This window comes from Streptococcus sp. A34 (genome assembly GCF_043674115.1).
Classification (GTDB): domain Bacteria; phylum Bacillota; class Bacilli; order Lactobacillales; family Streptococcaceae; genus Streptococcus; species Streptococcus suis_V.
In genome coordinates this window covers 1-17,109 of record NZ_JBIMJM010000040.1, presented here as the reverse complement: position 1 = coordinate 17,109, position 17,109 = coordinate 1, and the positions used below count along the sequence as shown (strand labels likewise).

At 45.7% G+C, this 17,109-nt stretch carries 18 protein-coding genes; 2 read left to right on the top strand and 16 right to left on the bottom strand.

From position 1 onward, the window contains the following. Positions 1-95: 95 nt before the first annotated feature. The 16 genes from ACHBGV_RS09015 to argR form a co-directional block, all read right to left on the bottom strand. A complete protein-coding gene (locus tag ACHBGV_RS09015; RefSeq protein WP_004195480.1) occupies positions 96-413 on the bottom strand; it encodes a DUF1292 domain-containing protein in 318 nt (105 codons plus the stop codon). Positions 414-431: 18 nt separating this feature from the next. After that, positions 432-851, bottom strand: a complete 420-nt coding sequence (gene ruvX, locus ACHBGV_RS09010) for a Holliday junction resolvase RuvX (protein WP_105111772.1) — start codon at positions 849-851, stop codon at positions 432-434. Then, the gene (locus tag ACHBGV_RS09005) at positions 851-1,117 is read right to left on the bottom strand and encodes an IreB family regulatory phosphoprotein (protein WP_105111771.1); all 267 of its coding nucleotides are present in this window, start codon (positions 1,115-1,117) and stop codon (positions 851-853) included. Before ACHBGV_RS09005 ends, ruvX begins: the two co-directional genes overlap by 1 nt. A 106-nt stretch (positions 1,118-1,223) precedes the next feature. Then, positions 1,224-1,622, bottom strand: a complete 399-nt coding sequence (spx, locus tag ACHBGV_RS09000; RefSeq protein ID WP_105111770.1) for a transcriptional regulator Spx — start codon at positions 1,620-1,622, stop codon at positions 1,224-1,226. A gap of 158 nt (positions 1,623-1,780) precedes the next feature. Continuing rightward, positions 1,781-2,965, bottom strand: coding sequence for a recombinase RecA (gene recA / locus ACHBGV_RS08995; RefSeq protein ID WP_105110232.1), 1,185 nt, complete (start codon positions 2,963-2,965; stop codon positions 1,781-1,783). 51 nt (positions 2,966-3,016) lie between these two features. After that, positions 3,017-4,198, bottom strand: coding sequence for a competence/damage-inducible protein A (locus tag ACHBGV_RS08990; protein WP_394736165.1), 1,182 nt, complete (start codon positions 4,196-4,198; stop codon positions 3,017-3,019). 69 nt (positions 4,199-4,267) lie between these two features. Continuing rightward, the gene (locus tag ACHBGV_RS08985) at positions 4,268-4,825 is read right to left on the bottom strand and encodes a DNA-3-methyladenine glycosylase I (protein ID WP_394736164.1); all 558 of its coding nucleotides are present in this window, start codon (positions 4,823-4,825) and stop codon (positions 4,268-4,270) included. Positions 4,826-4,842: 17 nt separating this feature from the next. Then, entirely contained in the window at positions 4,843-5,484 is a 642-nt protein-coding gene (locus ACHBGV_RS08980) for a hypothetical protein (RefSeq protein ID WP_394736163.1), read from the bottom strand. 8 nt (positions 5,485-5,492) lie between these two features. Then, positions 5,493-6,083, bottom strand: coding sequence for a Holliday junction branch migration protein RuvA (gene ruvA / locus ACHBGV_RS08975; protein WP_105122400.1), 591 nt, complete (start codon positions 6,081-6,083; stop codon positions 5,493-5,495). 6 nt (positions 6,084-6,089) lie between these two features. Further along, complete coding sequence (gene mutL / locus ACHBGV_RS08970) at positions 6,090-8,039, bottom strand: DNA mismatch repair endonuclease MutL (protein ID WP_394736162.1); 1,950 nt, start codon at positions 8,037-8,039, stop codon at positions 6,090-6,092. A 125-nt stretch (positions 8,040-8,164) separates the two neighbouring features. Then, positions 8,165-8,341: a hypothetical protein gene (locus ACHBGV_RS08965; protein ID WP_161942998.1), complete on the bottom strand. Its 177-nt coding sequence runs from the start codon at positions 8,339-8,341 to the stop codon at positions 8,165-8,167. 44 nt (positions 8,342-8,385) lie between these two features. After that, positions 8,386-8,832, bottom strand: coding sequence for a DUF3021 domain-containing protein (locus ACHBGV_RS08960; protein ID WP_105110238.1), 447 nt, complete (start codon positions 8,830-8,832; stop codon positions 8,386-8,388). Further along, positions 8,829-9,272 carry a LytTR family DNA-binding domain-containing protein gene (locus tag ACHBGV_RS08955; RefSeq protein ID WP_105122403.1) on the bottom strand — a complete coding sequence of 148 codons (444 nt, stop codon included), beginning with the start codon at positions 9,270-9,272 and terminating at the stop codon, positions 8,829-8,831. Before ACHBGV_RS08955 ends, ACHBGV_RS08960 begins: the two co-directional genes overlap by 4 nt. A 148-nt stretch (positions 9,273-9,420) precedes the next feature. Next, on the bottom strand, positions 9,421-10,341 hold the full coding sequence (locus ACHBGV_RS08950) for a magnesium transporter CorA family protein (RefSeq protein ID WP_394733142.1): 921 nt from the start codon (positions 10,339-10,341) through the stop codon (positions 9,421-9,423). 37 nt (positions 10,342-10,378) lie between these two features. Further along, positions 10,379-12,919, bottom strand: coding sequence for a DNA mismatch repair protein MutS (gene mutS, locus ACHBGV_RS08945; RefSeq protein ID WP_394736161.1), 2,541 nt, complete (start codon positions 12,917-12,919; stop codon positions 10,379-10,381). A 13-nt stretch (positions 12,920-12,932) separates the two neighbouring features. Continuing rightward, entirely contained in the window at positions 12,933-13,373 is a 441-nt protein-coding gene (gene argR, locus ACHBGV_RS08940; RefSeq protein ID WP_105110242.1) for an arginine repressor, read from the bottom strand. A 103-nt stretch (positions 13,374-13,476) separates the two neighbouring features. Between argR and argS the strand changes: the two genes are divergently transcribed. After that, positions 13,477-15,165 (top strand): arginine--tRNA ligase, encoded by a 1,689-nt coding sequence (argS, locus tag ACHBGV_RS08935; RefSeq protein ID WP_394736160.1) that lies wholly within the window; start codon positions 13,477-13,479, stop codon positions 15,163-15,165. Between the two features lie 451 nt (positions 15,166-15,616). Beyond that, positions 15,617-17,029 (top strand): SH3 domain-containing protein, encoded by a 1,413-nt coding sequence (locus ACHBGV_RS08930; protein ID WP_394736159.1) that lies wholly within the window; start codon positions 15,617-15,619, stop codon positions 17,027-17,029. Positions 17,030-17,109 lie beyond the last annotated feature (80 nt).

Sequence of the window (17,109 nt, the reverse complement as noted above, 5' to 3'; positions counted from 1 at the left end):
CTGGCAAAAAGACCGACTATCAGACCAATAAACAGAAAAAGACAAACGCCTCTTAAGTGTTTGTCTTCAATCTGAAAAAGGTCCACTGGACCTTTTTATTCCTCCATAAAGCTGTTGAAGACTTCTTCAATCATGTCCCATTCTGCTGTTGCATCTTCCGGGATTGGTTGCAAATCGCCCTCTGTGCCGTTCTCGTTTTCGATATACGAGTAAGCTTGGATTTCCACCTCACCGTTCTCATCTTCTTCTGCACTTGCAGGAATTAAGAGAACGTAGTTTTTACCAAATTCTTCTTGGCCGTCAATTGTCAATAAAATTTCAAACAAGGTTTCATTACCTTGGTCGTCTACCAAAGTAATCAATTCACGCTCGTCGTGGTTGTGGTCATGTTCATGGTCGTGATGATGTGCCATGTTTATCTCCTTTATATTTTAAAATGTTCTATCTAAATAATTTTGCAAAATCAGCTGGGCTGCTAATTTGTCAATCACTTTTTTACGTTTTCCGCGACTGATATCCGCCTGCTCAATCAACATACGTTCAGCCGCTACAGTGGTCAAGCGCTCATCCTGGTAATCAACAGGCAGTCCGTACTGTTCCGCCAATAAATCACCGTAGGCTTGACTGGCCTCAACGCGCGGACCGCTAGTATTGTTCATGTTCTTGGGTAGGCCAACAACAAACTTGTCCACCTTATACTGGGAAACAAGTTCGCTCAGCCTTTCAAAACCGAACTCACCTTTTTCTTCATTTATAGGAATAATTTCTAAACCCTGGGCCGTAAAACCCAAGGGATCCGAAATGGCTACACCGACGGTTTTTGAACCGACATCTAATCCCATAATTCTCATTAGAGGTCAATCCCATTCCCTTTCAAGTAGTAGCGTACCAATTCTTCAATGATTTCGTCGCGCTCATGTTTACGAATCTGATTACGGGCATCATTGTAGCGAGGGATATAAGCAGGGTCCCCACTCAAGACATAGCCGATAATCTGATTGATTGGATTGTAGCCTTTCTCGTCAAGCGACCGATAAACACTGGTCAGCGTTTTGCTGATTTCTTGCTTATCTGTATCGTCCAGACGAAAACGGACAGTTTCTTCTGTGAATCCCATACTTACACCTTCTTTCCTTATCTTATAGTCTATTATACCACATATAGCCCCTAAACTCAATGATATAGCATAAAAGAACCCTAGAGCTAGAGTTCTTTCATCTACTTTATAGGGCTGCTCTCATCCGAGCTTGAGCATTTTCTACATTACGCACTGAGCGTGGCAGGAAGGCACGAATGTCATCTTCCTTATAGCCTACCTGAAGACGTTTCTCATCAATCAGAATCGGGCTTTTCAAAATCCGAGGATTTGAGGTAATTAAATCAATAACCTCATTAACGCTTAAATCCTCAATATCGAAGTCCAAGCTCTTAGCATAACGGTTTTTTGAAGAAACAATACTTGCAATACCATTCTCTGTCTTGGTCAAAATATTCATAATTTCTTCCTTAGTAATGGCTTCTTTTGCAAGGTTATGCTCGTTGTATGAAAGTTGGTGAGCATTTAACCAATTTTTGGCTTTTTTACAAGAGGTACAACTAGATACAGTATAAATTTTAATCATGTAGTCACTCCTTTGCTACATCTTCGTAAACACATTATAAACCATTATACCACAAAATCCCTCAGTCTGCAGACCTATTTTGCAAAAAAACTTTAAATTTAAGGGGGAAAATTCGGTTTTTATGAGAAAAAGCCTAGCTAGACTAGACTTTTTCGGAATTATTCTTCTAATTCGATGCCGCCATCGAGGTCAAGTACTACTTCTTCCAATTCTACATTGGTTTCTGTTTCAGTAGCAGGAACTTCTTCAGTAGCTTCCGCCTTTGTATCAGCCGTTTCAGCTGGTGCGTTATCATCTTCAATCAAACCGTAGTGAATACGGATTTTGCGGTCGATCTCTGCAAAAATTTCTGGATTTTCAGCCAAGAACTTCTTAGCATTTTCCGAACCTTGACCGATTTTCTCATCGTTGTAAGAATACCAAGCACCTGCTTTTTTGATGATACCCAAGTCGCTACCGATTTGAATCAACTCGCCCGTCTGCGAAATCCCTTCTCCGTACATGATTTCCACGACGACTTCTTTAAATGGCGGAGCGACCTTGTTTTTCACGACCTTGACCTTGGTTTCCTTACCAACGTTCTGGTCTTTCTGATCACCCGTACCCTTGATTTGGGTATTGCCACGAACATCCAAACGAACAGAGGCATAGAACTTCAAGGCACGACCACCCGGCGTGGTTTCTGGGTTACCAAACATGACACCCACTTTTTCACGGAGTTGGTTGATGAAAATAGCAATGGTCTTGGTTTTGTTGATTGATGCACCCAATTTGCGCATGGCCTGAGACATCATACGCGCCTGCAGACCAACGTGGCTATCACCGATGTCACCGTCAATCTCCGCACGCGGTACAAGAGCCGCAACTGAGTCGACAACGACCAAATCAACAGCACCAGAGTCAATCAATTTGCCAGCGATTTCCAAACCCTGCTCACCAGAATCCGGCTGCGACAAGAGCAATTCATCAATGTTAACACCTAGAGCCGCTGCATAAGCAGGATCCAAAGCATGCTCGGCATCGATAAAGGCTGCAATACCGCCTTCTTTTTGACATTGGGCAACCGCATGAAGGGCAACCGTCGTCTTACCAGATGATTCTGGACCGTAAATCTCGACGATACGACCCTTCGGATAGCCACCAGCGCCCAGAGCGATGTCAATCGACAAGCTACCAGAGCTCATGACCTGAACCTTTTGCTCGGCACGCTCACCCAGGCGCATCACTGCCCCCTTACCAAAGTCTTTTTCGATAGACTTGAGAGCGTCATCTAAAGCTTTTTTGCGCTCATCTCCATATTTTTTAGTAATTTCTTCTAATTTTTTCGATGGTTTCTTAGCCAATTTCTTTCTCCTCTTTTTCTAATCAAACCATTATAGCAAAGTTCTGCTATTTCACAAAGTATTTCGTACAAAGTCTAAGGCCTGCAGGCAAGCTAACTGACGCAGATAGAGCCATGAATAGCCCCCTAAATCCACTTCTTTTTGGACAATCCCAGAGGTGCTGACCAAGACCAGACTGACCTTGGCAAGGACGTTGTCGACAGTCGATTGGGGTTTGACAGCCACCGAAACAGCCAGAGCCAAATCTGTCGCCAATTCCTTCCGCAACTGACTGGCTTCTGTCACCAAGCGGTCCGAGCTGATTGGACCCTGACCTCTGACCTGACCCCCGCTAAAATACATCTGGTCTGTCATGGTTGCGCTCAATTCCGCTTGCAACTGACCTCCCGTTCCCTGCTCCAAAATGGACAAGGTTTGCTGCTTGTCAACCAACAAATCCGCAACCGTTTTAGCCAGACTATTGTCCTCACCATAGGCATATAGGTATTTTGCTAAATTATCTCGCTCCAGAATCGTCTTTTCTAGCTGGGCTAGTTTGGCATCTGCCTCTACCTGACTGGTCGCCTTGGTAGACAGGCGCAGGGTGACTTCCCCTGTTTTAGCATAAGGGGCTAGAGTCGGGTCCGTCTGTTGGTCAATCAAGTCTGCCAAGATAGTAACCAACTGACTCTCGCCGATACCAAAGAACCTCAAGACCCGCGAATAGAGTTGTTGCTCGGATTGGGTCAACAGCGGCAGCAAACTCTGGGCAAACATGGCTTTGAGTTCGCTAGGCGGTCCTGGCAAGACAATATAGGTAACGCCGTCTTGTTCAATCATACTCCCTACAGCCAGCCCTGTGGGATTGTGCAAGGGAATAGAACCAGCCACCAATTGAGCCTGACGCTCATTATTGGGTGTGCGAATACGACCGGGACGACTGGCAAAAAAGCGGTTCAGCTTGTCCACGGCCCTCTTGTCAAAGACCAAGTCGCGTCCTAAAAACTGAGCCAGGGTCTGCTTGGTCAAATCGTCCTCCGTCGGTCCCAAACCGCCACAGAGAATGACCATATCACTTCGCTTACTGGCAATCTCCAACACCGACAAAAGACGCTTTTCATTATCGCCTACTGCTGTATGAAAATAGACGTCAATACCCAATTCAGCACATTTTTCAGATAGAAATTGCGCGTTGGTATTGACAATCTGACCGGTCAAAATTTCAGTGCCTACGGCGATGAGTTCTGCTTTCATAATCCTCCTTCTACTTTTGATAGCATGCAGTTACCTGCCTATCTATTAGTTCGTAATTGGGTGGTGGTTTTAGATATTTTTCCAGTCACACGTATTTTCATGGTCGTTAATGAGCCCAGCTGCTTGTAGGAAAGAATAGACGCAGACAGGACCGACAAATTTAAAACCTCGTTTTTTCAAGTCCTTGGAAATAGCCTCGGAAAGGGAGGTTTTAGCAGGAACTTGACGGTAGTCACCAACCGAATTGACCTGTGGGCGACCTGCTAGCCAAGACCAGATATAATGGTCAAAACTGCCGCATTCTTCCTGTAACTTGAGAAAGGCTTGGGCATTGGCACGGGTCGCGTAGAGCTTAGCCTTGTGCCGAATAATAGCTGGATTGTCGAGCAGGGCATCCAGCTGCTGGTCAGTCATGCTAGCAACCGCATGATAGTCATAATCATGAAAGACAGACTTGAAAGCCTGTCGCTTGTTGAGCACAATTTCCCAAGACAGACCTGCTTGATAGGTCTCCAAACAGAGCAATTCAAAGAGAGCCTGCTCCTCATGCAAAGGGCGCCCCCATTCTTGATCATGATAGGCTATATAGAGGGGATTGTTGAGATTGACCCAAGAACAACGGTTCATTTTTTCCCTTTCTAGCATTAACGAATGGCAGTCTGATAAGCATTATAGAGCGATCCTATCAAATCTAGACAAGCTTTATAAGCTTGAACGAGCTCTTCATTTTGAGACAGAAGCACATAAGCCTCTTGCTCCAATATTTGCCTCAGAGGTTCTACCTTACCCTCATAAGCCATATAATCAACTGTTTTTAGATAGGCTTGATAATTTTCCAGGATTGGTACATACGAACCACTCCTATCGCGTAGCTCCGCCTTTCTCACTTGTTCACGATAGTGTCTTTGTAAAAAATAAGCAAAATGCCCGCCAGAATGTTCATCTTTCTGCTTAATTTGCAGACCCGTGTATGTATCCCAATAACCGACATAATTCGGTATTAGAGAAGCAGTTAGACGACCAGAATAGGTATCGCCGAGATGATGGAGTGTCCCAAGGCGAACATAGTCCTGTTGATCCGCCATCAAGGCCTTATAGATGGTCGATATTTTTTCCGTGTCTTTCAAAGATGCTCGAGCTTCAAAAAAGTGGTAATTAGGGTCTATGCGTCCTATGATGACAACTTCTTCATGAGGCATATAGTGATAATCAATAGAAAATTCTTTTCCTGACAAAGGATAGTTTGGTCTATGGCTAGTCCCAGCATGTATCAAATTTAATCTCATCACTATCCTCACTTCATCAACATCTTGAGGGCGGACTTGATGTAATTCTCAGCGGTATCGGTCGTGCCGTCGAAGAATTTCTTGATTTTCTTGAGTTCAGCCGGTCGGTAGCCGAGTGCCTCCATTGCCTCCATTGCTTCTTCCAAGGCATGATTTTCACTGGTCGGAGCCGACGTTTCGACGGGACCTGTTTCTTCGCTCATAACAAACCTGCCTTCCAAGTCCAGCACCATTTGCTGGGCTGTTTTTTTACCGATTTTCGGAAACTTGGTCAGGTAGGTAATATTTTTCTGCTCAATGGCCCGAACCAGCCCGTCATTATCATCCACGGCAATGATGGCTAGAGCTGTTGTCGGACCGATACCAGACACAGAAATCAGGCTGAGAAAGACAGACTTTTCAGCTTCTGTCATAAATCCGTAAAGCAAGTGGGCATCTTCTCGAATGACTTGATGCGTGTACACCGTCACTTCTTGGTTGACATGGCCAGAAAAAGCGTAAGGATTGGCCACATGAAGAATGTAGCCAATACCCGTCACTTCAATGACGATGTATTTAGCAGTGATTTTCGTAAGTTTTCCTTTGATATAGTCGTACATGATTTTCTAATACTTTCCTAATTCTCGTAAAGAGGTGTGATTTTCTTGAATGCGACGGAACATTTTTTCCATGTCCGACTTGCTGAAGTTGACTAAAACTGGGCGACCGTGCGGACAGTTATAAGGATTTTTCGTGTGGGACAGCTGGCGAATGAGGTCACGCGCCGAATAGTCATCCAAGGCATGGTTAGCCTTAATCGACCGCTTGCAGGACAACATAATAGCCAACTCAGCCCGATACTGCTTGATGGAAACTTGGTCGGTCAAGAGCAACATGTCACACATCTCATAGACCCCAGACTCAATTTCCTCTTCCTGCATCCATATCGGATGTTCCCGCAGGATGAATTGGTTGCTACCGTACTCTTCTAGATTGATGCCGACCTGGCGCAGGCTATCCAACTTACTGGACAGGGTCAGGGCATCATTTTGAGGAAATTCAAAAATGTAGGGTACCAACAGTTGCTGGGCAGAATTGTCCACCTCGCCAATTTTCTCACGGTAGTATTCGTACTTGACCCGCTCCTGAGCAGCGTGCTGGTCGATGATATAGAGGCCGCCCTTGCCTTGAGCGAAGAGATAGGTTCCGTGCATCTGACCAAAATATTCCAATTCTGGGAAGGTCGACGTCTGTTCTTTGTCCAGCTGATTGGCCAACTTGGCTAATTCTTTCTGACTGAGGGCTGGATGCTCGACATCCTGCTCGTCTGCTGACAAACGCTGGGCAAATTTGATAGCTGCAGCCTTAGGCTCAGGCTGACTCGACTGCTCTGCCATTTCCAATGGCGCAATCTCCTCCGCCACAACCTCTGGCTTGAGGAAGAAATCTTGCTTGACCGTGTCGTAGTAGAGATTGGTCTCGCGTAGCGGTAACGTCGTCTGCTCAGCCTTGACCTTGGTCCGCGTGCTGGATTTGGCCAGATTTTCCAGAGCATCTGGAATCAAATCTTGCTCCTTGAGGGCTTGAGCAATGGCTTCACGAATGAGCTGCATCAGCTCCTTTTCCTTGGAAATACGGACTTCCTGCTTGGTCGGATGGACATTGACATCAGCCAGATAAGGGTCAATCTCAATGGCAATCACCACCAGTGGAAAACGTCCGACCATGAGCTTACTGCCATATCCTTCCAAAATCGCTCGGTTAAGCAGGAAATTCTTGATGTAGCGGCCGTTGATGAAAATGCTGATGTAGTTGCGGTTGGCCCGGGTCAATTCGGGCAAGGAAACATAGCCTGACACCTGAAAATCCAAGTCCTCGGCAACAATTTCAACCATTTTCTTAGCCGATGCAATACCGTAGACACCAGAAATGGCCTGACGGAGATTGCCTGTTCCAGCAGTGGCAAGCAATTCCCGACCTTCATTTATCAGAGTAAAGCTGATTTCTGGATGGGCTAGACTGAGACGGTTGACAACGTCGATAATGTGAGATAATTCGGCCTGCTGGCTGCGGACATATTTGAGCCGAGCAGGGGTATTGTAAAATAAATCCGAAACCGTTATCTGAGTCCCAACTGGACGGCTGATAGGTTCTTCTTTTTCAACTACCCCGCCCTTAGCCTCCAGCAAGATGCCGTGAGGATGATCCGCAGTGGCCGTTTCAATCACCATCTGGCTGACAGAGGCGATAGAGGGCAGGGCCTCACCACGAAAACCCAAGGTCCGAATGCGAAAAAGGTCCGCTTGATTTTTTATCTTGCTGGTCGCATGACGGCGAAGGGCCAAGCGCACCTCATCAGGCGCAATGCCCTCGCCGTTATCTGTAATCTGAATGGCCTTGAGTCCCGCCTCTTCAATCACAATCTGAATTTGGGTCGCGCCTGCGTCGATAGAATTTTCCAAAAGCTCCTTAACGACACTGGCCGGACGCTCGATGACCTCTCCGGCTGCAATCTGATTGGCTAGAATATCTGGCAATTCAATAATATGATTTGTTTTAGTTCTCTCATTTGTCATATCTTTTATTATAGCACAAAGACAATATCCTATCGATTTCTTCTATATCAGCTAAAAAGAACGGGCAATTTATAAAAAGAGAACGATATTCCCTAACCTTAGACGAATGTTTTACATCTAAGAGATTATTTGGCTTGTTTCATCTCCTTAAAAAGTGAGTAACATCCCCATCCGCTAAACAGGGCAAAGGCAACTGGCAAGAGAATTTGAGACCAATCAAAGCCTGTGATGAGATTATAAAGAATATAGCCACAATTAAACAATAAGAAAAAACCAAAAAATACAAGTTGAATTGTCTTCATGAAAACTCCTTGTTTATTCCAATATCCATTGTAGCAAATTTTGCTTATTTATCCAAAGAACGATTGATTCGTTCAATTTGTTGGCGCATCTGATGGATATTAAACCAATAAATCAAGGCATAAATCAAGATAAAGAGCATCCAGAAAAAGAGCAGTCCTGCAAGATTGACTGGAAACCATCCCGCTAAAATCGATAGCGGTGTAAAACCGATTGCCGTTACCAGAAAATGCATCACCATCATCCGAACCAAGCTCCAATCTTGCTCAAAAATCTTGTCCGCAGCTTGGAAGAGGACACCAATTGCCCCCCAAATAACAACCGAAATCAGCATAATCAGCGGCTGCGAAAACCGCTCCAGATAAATGGCTCCCATGGTCGAATGAGGATTAATTGGCAAATAGTAACCTTCACCAAAGAAGCTTGCCATAACAATTGAAATTAAACTACCAATGGTAACACCCAAAGATGCCGATAAGAGATATTTTTTCATAATCCTAACCTTTCTTTAATAACTTTCAAATAACGGCGAGAGGAATATGTTCCCGCCCCATTTTTCATGACTAACTTGACCAAGCCATTAGGTGTCTGTTTTAAGTGACCCAATTGCTTCAAGTTGATGATTTCTGACTGAGAGACCTGTAGAAAATCCAATGACAATACTTCCTTGACCTGATAAAGCCGCAAATCTGACTGGTAAACTGCATCCCTCGTCTCAATCTGCAATATTTTATTTTCCAAATAGAGTCGGTAAATCTCCGACAACTCCAACAAGTGAACCTCCTCACCTTTTTTGACCGTCAGACGCTCCGCCTGCCTACCAAAGGTCTCAATCATTTCCACCAAGCTACTAATCTGTGCTGTTAATTTTCTCGCTTCAACCGTAACCAAATCTTCTAGGATTTCGGGCGAAATAGCAACCTTCACTTTCATATGCTCTCCCTTCTTTTTTCAAAGCCAGCTAACTTCTAAGACTATTAAAACCCATTAACAGACGAATTTCAATAGCCTGTCGCCATTCGGTCAAATTCCACGTCTAAACGGCAAAAAAGCCAGAACCACTGTTCTGACTAACATCATTTTAACGTCTAGTCTCCTTGCGCATAATGCGATTGAGAAAGAGTGCAATCACTCCCCACAGACCTGCCGAGAGGATAATGACCCAAAACCAAGACTGGCTGATTTTCATGAAAATACTAGGAAGTTCCACGTTCATACCGAAAAATCCTGTGACAATGGCTGGGATGGCCAAAAGGATAGATAATTTGGTCATGGTTTTCATGGTATCGTTCAAATTGTTGTTAAGGACATTATTGTAGGTGCCTTCCAACTTCTCGATGACTTGGGCTGATAGATTGGTCATTTCCATCAGCTGACGGGCCTCGATGTGGGCATCTTCCAATTGTTCCAGTTCATCTTCCGACAAGCTTTTGTAAAAGGTCTGCCCCTGCAATTGTTCCAATAACAAAGCATTTTGCTTGCTGGCAGAGGCCAGATAAACTAGACCAGTTCCCAAATCTGACAATTCCAAAAGAGATTTTTTGGTCGTCTCATCGCGCAAGACCCTGTTTAATTCCGAACTTTTGCGGTTCAATTTCTCCAGAACTGGGAAATAGGCTTTTGAAATCAGAAACAGGGCAGTGAAAACAAATTCTAGCATGGTCGCATCCTGTCGCCTATGCAATATTCGTTCAAAACTGGCCTGCAAATAATTGGTATCCTCACCAAAAATCGTCAGTAACTGATTGCCAGATACAAAGAAAGACACCGGAGCTGTCTGGTAGGTCAAATCTGACTTAGAATTTGAACGCAGGGCATTGTAAATCACCAACAGTTCCTGACTATGTTTGTCATACTCCAAACGCGCAAATTCGTTTTTATCCAATACGTAGGACAGGATTTCCGAATCCAAATGGAGATTTTCCTTCAAAAAATCAATATCTGTTGTCTCGCCCGCATCTGCCACCAACCATGTAAAATGAGTTGTCGTGATTTTTTTCATTCCTTACCTCAATTATTTCTTCCTGCCGATACTCATCTCACAGCTTCTTCTTCAACTCTGCAACCACCATCATGACCTCCATAGGGGTCATATTGTGGATGTCCAGAGCCTGCAATTCATCCAACACAGGATGGCTGCTAATTTCTGCAAACAAATCCAACTGACCCGAGGCTGGTTCACTCACTAGATTTGGCTGACTAGACTGACTGGACGACGCATGATTTTCCAACTGCTGCAAAATATTATCCGCCCGCTTGAGCAAATCTTCTGGCATACCTGCGATTTTGGCCACATGGATACCGTAAGACTTGTCGGCAGGACCTGGCGCAATCTTGTGAAGGAAGGTCACCTGACCATTTTGCTCCAAGGTCGACACATGGACATTCTCCAAGTGCTCCAAGGTCTGTCCTAGCTCGGTCAATTCATGGTAATGGGTCGCAAATAAGGTCTTAGCACCAATCTTGTCGTGGATATACTCAATAATGGACTGGGCCAGAGCCATACCGTCGTAAGTCGCTGTCCCACGCCCCAACTCGTCAAAGAGAATGAGCGAGCGGTCTGTCGCCAAACGCACGGCCTTGTTGGCCTCCATCATTTCTACCATGAAGGTCGACTGCCCACTGACCAAATCATCCGCCGCACCAATCCGAGTGAAAATCGCATCAAAAATTGGCAATTCCGCCTGATCAGCCGGCACATAGGAACCCATCTGCGCCATGATAACAATCATAGCTAGCTGGCGCATATAGGTCGATTTACCAGACATGTTGGGCCCCGTAATCAGCTGCATGTGAGTTTCCGCATCCAGATGGATTGAGTTGGGAATATAGGTCTGCTTACCCATAACCTTTTCCACTACGGCATGGCGACCTCGGTCAATGGTCAATTCGCGATGCTCCGTAAAGGTCGGACAAACCAAGCGCTCTTGCTCCGCCACAACCGCAAAAGACTGCAGGACATCAATAGTCGCAATGGTACGAGCCAATTTCTGCAGGCGACCGATGTATTTCTCCACTTCTTGACGGATGCGCATAAAAATCTCGTACTCCAGATTGGCTGATTTGTCACGCGCCTCCAGCATCTGACCTTCGATTTTGGATAATTCTTCCGTCCCATAGCGCTCCGAATTTTTCAGCGTCGCCTTACGGAAAAAATGAGCTGGCACATTGCCCAGATTGGAATTGGTCACATGGAAATAGTAACCGTCTTTTTTATTGTAATCAATCTTGAGATTATTTATACCAGATGCCGTCCGCTCCTTGGCCTCAATTTCCGCAATCCAGCCCGCACCCTCACGCATGACCAGACGATACTGATCCAGCTTTTCATCAAAGCCCGTCTTGATGATATTGCCATCGGTAATCGGTCCATTGGCCTCTGGGTCAATAGCATAGCTAATCAGCGCATGAAGTTCTGGGATGGGATCCAGCCCCTGAACCAAGCTAGCCATAGCAGGCTCTCCCATCTGCGACAAGATATTTTTGATAGCCGGCACATTTCCCAAGGTCTGAGAAAGTTGCAAGAGATCCTTGGGCAAGGTTTTCCCGAAGGATACTCGGCTGGCCAAGCGCTCAATATCATAGACCCCTTTCAGCGCCTCAATCAAGTCGCTACGCTCAAAGAAATAATCCAAAAAGACCTGCACAACTGCCTGCCGCGCCTCAATTCGCCCCTGATCAATCAAAGGACGGTCAATCCAAGTCCGCAAGAGCCGCATCCCCATAGCCGTCTTGGTCTCATCCATGAGCCAGTAAAGACTGCCATGCTTTTTGCCAGTTCGCCCATTTTCCAGCAAATCCAGACTGGACTTGGTCGCATAATCCATCTGCAAATAATCCTTGATTTCATAGTGGACTACCTTTTGCAAATGCGCCAAATCTCGCATCTGGGTCCTATGCAAATAAGACAACAATTTCCCTGCCGCAGCCTTCTCCAAGTCCGTCAAGGATTGGTCAATCAGATGAACATCATCTGCAACCTCATCCTCAAAAGACAGGAGCAGATTCATCTGATTGGCAAACACCTGCTCTTCCTCTTCAGAAAGGGTAAAGCCGATGACCACTTCACGCGCCCGCAGATTGCGGATTTCTCCGCAGAGACTAGCAAAATCATCCAAACTAGTCACGAAAAATTGTCCGGTTGCCACGTCCATATAAGACAGGGCAAAATGAGCCCCGCTACGCTCAATGGCAACCAAGAAATTGCTGTCGGCTCCCATTTTCGAGGAATCCGTCACCGTCCCCGGAGTGATGACCTGAACTACTTCACGCTTGACCACACCGACAGCCTGCTTGGGATCTTCCATCTGCTCAGCAATGGCGACCTTATGCCCCAGCTCCACCAGCGTATCAATATATTGCTGGGCCGCATGATAAGGTACACCGGCCATGGGAATAGGATTATCCGCATTCTTATTGCGACTAGTCAGAGACAGCTCCAAAATCTGAGCCGCCTCGACCGCATCTTCATAAAACAATTCATAAAAGTCACCCATGCGAAACAGCAAAAAAGCATCTGGATAGTTTGCCTTGATATCCAGATACTGCTGCATGCCTGGAGAAATTTTTTCTGTTGCCATAGCCTCTCACATTCTATACTAAATAAGAGTTAATCTCTGCCTCTACCTGCTGGGCCGCTGACTCGTCTCGGCAAATGACTAAGAGGGTATCAGCTCCTGCAATGGTTCCCAAGATTGGCGCAGGCTTTTCCGCGTCAATAATATTGGCCATCAAGGCCGCTTCACCCAAGTCTGAGTGGAGTACCAAGATAAAACTAGCGCGCTCGACCTTGTAGGCATACTGGGCCAGCAATTGGACAAAGTGGACCTGGTCATCCTCGACAGTCATGGAATAATAGGATCGTCCACCCTCATACACTTTCACAACTCCCAGCTCTCGCAAATCCCTAGAAAGAGTGGTCTGCGTTACCACAACCCCCTGCTCTTCCAGGCCTCTTTGAATATCTGTTTGACGACCGATTTTTTCTTGACGAATCATAGACTTGATCAAGTCATGGCGTTCTAGCTTGTTCATCATCTTACCTCTGAATGTATATTTATAAATATTATATCATTTTTCACAACTATTGACTTAGAATTATGTTAAAATAGAATCAATAACTCCTGGAGGGATTTTTATGAATCATAAACAAATGATTGCAGAAAAATTGGCTGCTGTGCTTCCTAACTTGGAAGTTGAAGCCATTTATGCACTGCTTGAAAAACCAAAGTCATCCGAAATGGGCGACATCGCCTTTCCGGCTTTCTCACTGGCAAAGGTTGAGCGCAAGGCACCACAAGCCATCGCAGCTGACATTGTTGAAAAGCTGGATACTGCAGGTTTTGAAAAAGTCGTGGCAACTGGTCCTTATGTCAACTTCTTCTTGGACAAGGCCGCAATTTCGCACGATGTCCTGACCCAGGTCATCACCGAAAAGGCAGACTACGGTCAACTAGCTATCGGTCAAGACCGCAATATCACTATCGATATGTCTAGTCCTAATATCGCAAAACCCTTCTCTGTTGGCCACCTCCGTTCGACCGTTATCGGGGACGCTCTGGCAAATATCCATGCAAAACTGGGCTACAAGCCAATTCGTATCAACCACCTGGGCGACTGGGGCAAACAGTTCGGTATGCTGATTGTTGCTTACAAACTATGGGGCGACAAGGCAGCGGTTGAAGCTGACCCAATCTCTGAATTGCTCAAACTCTATGTCCGTATCAATGCTGAGGCCGAAGAAAAACCTGAACTGGACGAAGAAGCTCGCCAATGGTTCAAAAAATTGGAAGACGGCGACCCTGAAGCAAAAGAATTGTGGCAATGGTTCCGCGACGAAAGTTTGGTGGAATTTAACCGCATCTACGACAAGCTAGGCGTTACCTTCGACAGTTTCAACGGTGAAGCCTTCTACAATGACAAGATGGATGAAGGAATTCAAATCTTAGAAGAAAAAGGCCTGCTCCATGAGTCTAAAGGTGCCCGCATTGTAGATTTGGAAAGCTACAACCTGCCACCAGCCCTCATTATGAAAACAGACGGTGCCACACTTTATATCACCCGCGACATCGCTACAGCTATGTACCGCAAGCGCACTTATGACTTCGTGAAAAACATCTACGTCGTTGGTCAGGAGCAAATTAACCACTTCAAGCAACTGAAAGCTGTTCTCAAGGAAATGGGTTTCAACTGGAGCGACGATATGAAACATATCACCTTCGGCTTGGTGACAAAAGACAAGAAAAAATTGTCTACTCGTAAGGGAAATATTATCCTGCTCGAGCCGACGCTTGATGAGGCTATCTCACGCGCCCTTTCTCAAATCGAAGCTAAAAATCCAGACCTGGAAAACAAGGAAGAAGTCGCGCATGCAGTCGGTGTCGGAGCTGTTAAGTTCTACGACCTCAAAACCGACCGCGACAACGGCTATGACTTTGACCTAGAGGCTATGGTATCCTTCGAAGGTGAGACTGGTCCTTATGTTCAATACGCATACGCCCGCATCCAGTCTATCCTGCGCAAGGCTGACTTTACACCAAGCGCTGACAATGACTACAAGCTGGCTGACGCAGAAAGCTGGGATATCATCAAGCACATCCAAAACTTCTCAAATGTTGTTGAACGTGCCGGTGACAAATTTGACCCATCTTTGATTGCCAAATACGCCATCAATCTGGCTCAAGCCTTCAACAAATACTACGCCCACACACGTATCCTGGACGAAAGCCCAGAACGTGACAGCCGTCTGGCCCTTGCCTACGCAACTGGTGTCGTTCTCAAAGAGGCTCTCCGCCTTCTCGGTGTCCAAGCCCCTGAAAAAATGTAATCCATCCCAATCCTTGACCATTTTGGTTAAGGATTTTTTATTTTTCCCAATTTTTTTGGAAAAATTCCAGCCAACTTGCGAACAGAGTAAGTGAGGAGGCGAGGAGCAGTCAATCCACTCCGAATGCTCAATGAAGGTCATATCCAGATTAATACTCTTCGAAAATCATCTTATCCGTTGTCAACTTGCCTTGGTGAACTCCAGTTCTACCTTCGGCGTCGTTTCCTAGGCTACTTTTGATTTTCATTGAGTATAAGCAACGAATCTGAATGTGAGGTTCATTCAATATAAATCTAAATTTCATAAAGAACTAAGAAACTGTAGTCACAAGTAAGCTACCTTAATTAGCTCAAATGCCGAGATGTGAATACAGGTTCTAACCCCCAATCCTGAACAATATAATTGGCTGCCTCCGAAACTTCCACATAAAAAATTTTTCAAAGGAGTCTGAATGACAAAACAATCACTTACACACCATGCATCACGCTTTTCTATCCGAAAATATTCTTTCGGTGCTGCCTCAGTCCTGCTGGCAACTGTCAGTCTGCTAAATGCCCAACTGGTTGCGGCTAATACGACAGCTTCTACCACCAATCCTTCTACGGCACAAGCAGGTAGCCCAGTTCAAACGAGTCAGGCAAGTCAAACAAGTACTGAAACAAGTACATCTTCTACCAATACAAACCAAGCCAGCCAGCAAACGACTGCTACAAAGACCAGTGATGCAGGAATAATTTCCAAGCCACAAGAAGTGATTACCCCACAAACAAATACAAGTACGATACAAGCCGTAGCTCCTGCAACTACCAGCAGTAGCTCTGCCATTTCCCAAAACCAAGCCAGAACCGTAACAATCCCGCAAACAGCTGGGACAAGCAATACCACGACAAATACTGGGACCGCGCGCACTGCGGTCGATCCAAGTAACCAAACGCGAACAGCTAGCACAACAACCACATCTGCAGCCCTTGGGGACAACTATCCCTATAAAATTGGCTGGCAGGTCGACCCTTGGGGAATGTACACACGCCAGTGCACATCCTTCGTCGCCTTCCGCCTCAGTACTACAAACGGCTTTACCCTACCGCGTGCTTACGGTAATGCCGATGTTTGGGGTTACCGCGCCCAACGTGAAGGCTACCGCGTAGACATGAACCCTGCCATCGGCTCTGTTGCTTGGTGGAATAGCATGCACGTGGCCTGGGTATCCGCTATCAATGGTGATATGGTAGAGATTGAAGAATATAATTTTAACTATAATGAAAGTTACAATAAACGCTGGATTCATAAAAATTCAGTCAGCGGCTATATTCATTTCAAGGACTTGACCGGCTATTCTGGAGCGACTACCACTACACCGGTCTCGACGACACCAACCAAGCCTGCAAGTTCAACAACCAACCTAGCTCCAAGCGGAACCTACACTTTCACCGCCCAAACCGCCATCAAGGCTGAGGCAAAAATAGCTAGTCCAACCTTGGCAAACTATCAAGCAGGGCAAAGCGTTAACTACGACCGTGTCTTGGAAGCAGACGGCTACCAGTGGATTAGCTACCTCAGCTTTGCTGGAAATCGTCGCTATATACCGATTAAAAGATTGACAACAACCGCTACTACTACGACCACATCTACTCCAAAACCTGCACCAACCAGCCCAAGCACACCGGCCCTACCTTCGTCGGGCACCTATACCTTCAAGAACCGATTGGCCATTCGAAATCAAGCTAGTTTATCAGCTTCAATTCTAGCCTACTATAACGTCGGTCAAAGCGTCAACTATGACCGAATCGTTCAGGCAGAAGGCAAGCTATGGTTGAGCTACTTATCCTATTCTGGTGCTCGTCGCTACATTGCCCTACCTTAAGCAACAAAAACATACTAAGATTAGTAGTGAGGAAATCTCCGACGGGAGAAAGTACTCACTACTTTTTCTTTATGATAAAG

Excerpts from the sequence above, each read along its gene's own strand:
- ACHBGV_RS09015 (WP_004195480.1), bottom strand. The coding sequence starts at position 413 with ATGGCACATCATCACGACCATGAACATGACCACAACCACGACGAGCGT.
- ruvX (WP_105111772.1), bottom strand. The coding sequence starts at position 851 with ATGAGAATTATGGGATTAGATGTCGGTTCAAAAACCGTCGGTGTAGCC.
- ACHBGV_RS09005 (WP_105111771.1), bottom strand. The coding sequence starts at position 1,117 with ATGGGATTCACAGAAGAAACTGTCCGTTTTCGTCTGGACGATACAGAT.
- spx (WP_105111770.1), bottom strand. The coding sequence starts at position 1,622 with ATGATTAAAATTTATACTGTATCTAGTTGTACCTCTTGTAAAAAAGCC.
- ACHBGV_RS08990 (WP_394736165.1), bottom strand. The coding sequence starts at position 4,198 with ATGAAAGCAGAACTCATCGCCGTAGGCACTGAAATTTTGACCGGTCAG.
- ACHBGV_RS08985 (WP_394736164.1), bottom strand. The coding sequence starts at position 4,825 with ATGAACCGTTGTTCTTGGGTCAATCTCAACAATCCCCTCTATATAGCC.
- ACHBGV_RS08980 (WP_394736163.1), bottom strand. The coding sequence starts at position 5,484 with ATGAGATTAAATTTGATACATGCTGGGACTAGCCATAGACCAAACTAT.
- ruvA (WP_105122400.1), bottom strand. The coding sequence starts at position 6,083 with ATGTACGACTATATCAAAGGAAAACTTACGAAAATCACTGCTAAATAC.
- mutL (WP_394736162.1), bottom strand. The coding sequence starts at position 8,039 with ATGACAAATGAGAGAACTAAAACAAATCATATTATTGAATTGCCAGAT.
- ACHBGV_RS08965 (WP_161942998.1), bottom strand. The coding sequence starts at position 8,341 with ATGAAGACAATTCAACTTGTATTTTTTGGTTTTTTCTTATTGTTTAAT.
- ACHBGV_RS08960 (WP_105110238.1), bottom strand. The coding sequence starts at position 8,832 with ATGAAAAAATATCTCTTATCGGCATCTTTGGGTGTTACCATTGGTAGT.
- ACHBGV_RS08955 (WP_105122403.1), bottom strand. The coding sequence starts at position 9,272 with ATGAAAGTGAAGGTTGCTATTTCGCCCGAAATCCTAGAAGATTTGGTT.
- ACHBGV_RS08950 (WP_394733142.1), bottom strand. The coding sequence starts at position 10,341 with ATGAAAAAAATCACGACAACTCATTTTACATGGTTGGTGGCAGATGCG.
- mutS (WP_394736161.1), bottom strand. The coding sequence starts at position 12,919 with ATGGCAACAGAAAAAATTTCTCCAGGCATGCAGCAGTATCTGGATATC.
- argR (WP_105110242.1), bottom strand. The coding sequence starts at position 13,373 with ATGAACAAGCTAGAACGCCATGACTTGATCAAGTCTATGATTCGTCAA.
- argS (WP_394736160.1), top strand. The coding sequence starts at position 13,477 with ATGAATCATAAACAAATGATTGCAGAAAAATTGGCTGCTGTGCTTCCT.
- ACHBGV_RS08930 (WP_394736159.1), top strand. The coding sequence starts at position 15,617 with ATGACAAAACAATCACTTACACACCATGCATCACGCTTTTCTATCCGA.